The organism is Facilibium subflavum (assembly GCF_003574485.1).
GTDB classification, from domain to species: domain Bacteria; phylum Pseudomonadota; class Gammaproteobacteria; order Francisellales; family Francisellaceae; genus Facilibium; species Facilibium subflavum.
In genome coordinates, this window is record NZ_QLIT01000288.1 from 1 (window position 1) to 2362 (window position 2362).

Sequence of the window (2362 nt, forward strand, 5' to 3'; positions counted from 1 at the left end):
TTTCATCCTCTACTCCTTCATACTCTTCTTGTTAAGAAGACGTTTTTTATATGACTAGAAACTTGCTTGACACTCAGAGAAATGACAGACCTTCCCCGATAACTCAGTATGGGAAGCACAGCCATTTTCTTCTTTAATTTCACCATACATCACACAGCGGCGATTCAGTAATACCCCTTGTTCAATGATAAAGAGAGATTTTCAATATTTGTCTCGTTAGAGGTGTTGCCAATGGTAACTGAAAACTGCTTGTTTCCAAATCCATTCGTGGCGATTTGTTCTACAGAAACGTTTAAATTTAGTAAATCTGGTGTACTCCCTTTAATTGATTGAGCTTGGCTATCTGCATTTGATGCTTGAACCACTATTTCACCTTCACCATCAGGGTTTGTGCCTGCTTGTAGTGTGATGTAGCACTGGCTAAGCGCGTTTAAGGTTGATCCACAATTATTTTCACTCACCGTAATATCCGCTGGTAACCCAGAAGATATTACGGATAAATCTAAAACAGGGACAAGAGAATTATTTTTAACCGTAATTAACTGATTATTATCTGGAAATAATTCAACCGCGCTTGATGGTAAAATGGCAAGCACAGGTCTGATGATCGATACAGACAGTGCTATGATAACTGTTCCATTTGCTTTTTTCATGGTGATATCAACCGTTTTAGATAACATATCACCACTGACCTGAACAGTAACAGAACAAGTTTCGCCACCAAAGAGGGCTCCTGTACAAGTATTATTTGAAAAGCTTATTTTTTCATCATTAGCGGAAAAAGTGCTGCCTGTTAAATCAATGCTTTTGTACGCCATGTTTTCAATCAATAGCACATCGTCCCTATCGTTTTTGATGCATCTACACCTAAAGAATCAAAAGAGGTTGATAAACGCTTTAGTGTAAAAAAACGATTTTTACTCGTACTTTGCTTATCATTAACAATTGCCGTAATAATATAACCTATCTTGCTATCTACGAGATTAATTGCGCTTGATTGTGGCGTAACGGTAATAAGACACACTTGAGTGCCTGACAATAAGTCACAGTTTTCAGAGTAGGAAACAGTGAATTTATCGTTATTTTGTTGATCTAGAAAATGGAATCTAATATTTTTTGCTTGAGCCGCGGTTGCACCTACCTGTAATCCTTTGCCTTCAAATGAAGCATTTAAGGATACTGATATTACTGTTGATTTTCCTTGCAGGACAGTGTCATCCGCTAGAATAGTAATTGGTTCTTGTGTTGTTGGGGTTGAAGATGAAGGCGAAGAAGAACCCGAACAGCTGATTAAAGCTAATGCCGTGGCAAATATAAGAATGCTCATCATAAGCTTGTTTATTAGGTTATAGAATTTCATGTGACCCCTTAAATATTATAAACTATTGGGCTACTTACTATACTAATCTACAAAAAATTGGCGACTATTCCAATAGGGTATGTCTAATATACAACCAGATTAAATCAAAGATTAATAGCGTTCTTACGCATTATTATTAGTGATAAACGCTTAGTGCGTTGGTGGAATTGCTTATAGAGGAAGACATAAAGTTAAAAAAATATTTATAGTTATTTGATTAAATAGCCATCTTATCCAACTTAAACGTTCAAAGGGCTATTGAATATATCGTTGATCATATGCTGGAATAGCTATATCAAAGATATAGTATAAGCTTAATTTTTTGGCGGTCTTGTCCCCGCGCTTACAGGTACTGCAATTTCTATTTTTAGCTTTATTCAAATTATGGGTGGTGTTGCTTTTACTGCTTTTGGTGCTTTTCATCTTTTAGATAATGTCTATGAACTTGCGCTAACAGGAATTTTTGGGATTTTATTTGCATTGTTGTTCTTTATTTATATGCAACGCGCTTTGGTAAAAAAAGGCAGACCTTCTGTTGATTTAGCATAGAATTAGGGGCAGTTTATTTATCTCTAACTGCCTAACAATCATGCTTGCTCTCGATGAGCTTTCTTGATACATTAGTATTCGTAGTTTAGGGGCGCAATTACGTTAGTTGAAGCTACTGAATGTAGAGTGGTAACTAGACAAAAAGCGATGTCATACTACTACTATTCTTATTAGATGGAAATAGTCTAGGTAAAAAGGTTATAAATTGACTTTGTCAAGGAGGGATGTCTTGAATATTATAAATCAGCCAATCGCAGAGGGAGCGGTAGAAAATGAGTTCTTAAACTGGGATAATTTAACCAATAAAAGTGAAGCTACTATGATCAGTCATATTGAGTCAATGAGTTACACAGACTTTATTGCATTTATTAATCAAACAAATGTTCGTAACCGCTCCATAAAGGGCACACTTCCCCTATAGGACCTATCAGCCATTTTTTGAAAAAACAGGTG

4 protein-coding genes are annotated in these 2362 nt (G+C 35.9%); 2 read left to right on the forward strand and 2 right to left on the reverse strand.

Features of this window, described 5'->3' with window-relative positions:
* Window positions 1–164 precede the first annotated feature (164 nt).
* Together DNK84_RS13425 and DNK84_RS13430 are read right to left on the reverse strand one after the other, a co-directional pair.
* The gene (locus tag DNK84_RS13425) at window positions 165–818 is read right to left on the reverse strand and encodes a hypothetical protein (RefSeq protein ID WP_162902489.1); all 654 of its coding nucleotides are present in this window, start codon (window positions 816–818) and stop codon (window positions 165–167) included.
* Between the two features lie 8 nt (window positions 819–826).
* Complete coding sequence (locus tag DNK84_RS13430; RefSeq protein WP_119344981.1) at window positions 827–1360, reverse strand: hypothetical protein; 534 nt, start codon at window positions 1358–1360, stop codon at window positions 827–829.
* A 384-nt stretch (window positions 1361–1744) separates the two neighbouring features.
* On the opposite strand from DNK84_RS13430, the gene DNK84_RS14490 reads away from it, so the two are divergent.
* The gene (locus tag DNK84_RS14490; RefSeq protein ID WP_162902490.1) at window positions 1745–1909 is read left to right on the forward strand and encodes a hypothetical protein; all 165 of its coding nucleotides are present in this window, start codon (window positions 1745–1747) and stop codon (window positions 1907–1909) included.
* 229 nt (window positions 1910–2138) lie between these two features.
* Entirely contained in the window at window positions 2139–2330 is a 192-nt protein-coding gene (locus tag DNK84_RS13435; protein WP_119344982.1) for a hypothetical protein, read from the forward strand.
* The last annotated feature ends 32 nt before the right edge of the window (window positions 2331–2362 follow it).

What these genes read in the sequence shown, in the direction of transcription:
- DNK84_RS14490 (WP_162902490.1), top strand. Translation starts at nt 1,745, where the DNA reads ATGGGTGGTGTTGCTTTTACTGCTTTTGGTGCTTTTCATCTTTTAGAT.
- DNK84_RS13425 (WP_162902489.1), bottom strand. Translation starts at nt 818, where the DNA reads ATGGCGTACAAAAGCATTGATTTAACAGGCAGCACTTTTTCCGCTAAT.
- DNK84_RS13430 (WP_119344981.1), bottom strand. Translation starts at nt 1,360, where the DNA reads ATGAAATTCTATAACCTAATAAACAAGCTTATGATGAGCATTCTTATA.